This window comes from Bartonella queenslandensis AUST/NH15, from assembly GCF_000312585.1.
Lineage (GTDB): Bacteria > Pseudomonadota > Alphaproteobacteria > Rhizobiales > Rhizobiaceae > Bartonella > Bartonella queenslandensis_A.
The window spans coordinates 1-430 of record NZ_HE998531.1 but is presented as its reverse complement, the minus strand read 5'-3'; the positions used below and the strand labels follow the sequence as shown (position 1 = coordinate 430).

The 430-nt window shown below is 45.3% G+C and carries 1 pseudogene; it reads left to right on the top strand.

The features are described from left to right. Positions 1 to 430: pseudogene (locus BN338_RS10740) on the top strand (transposase domain-containing protein); the annotation flags it as partial.

Sequence of the window (430 nt, the reverse complement as noted above, 5' to 3'; positions counted from 1 at the left end):
AAAGACTTATAAAAGTCTTGAAAACCATGGACGGGTATATTGGAGGAAAAATTCTGAACTCTCTAGGAAGGTGGGAGGAAAAACGAAGCCGGTTTGGGAATATCACATTAGCCTTTTGCCTCAAGCAGCAAAGCTTGCTTTGACTCTCAAATACACAAAAGTTATCCCCACAAATGAGCAAGATCAGGAAAAGCAGGCGCTGTGGGCACGTTATGAGGGTCTTTCAAAGGCACATAAAAGACGTTGTGAAGAGCGTTTGAAGGCACTTTGTTCTCTGGATGATTTACTCCAAGCTGGTATGGGGGTGCATGATGCGGCAAGCTTGTGTGCGGTGCAATTTAGCGTGAGCTATCGTTCACTTTTTCATTGGCGTCAGATGGTGGAAGGGTATGAGCGCACTGATTGGTTGGCAGCTTTGGCACCTTGTTAT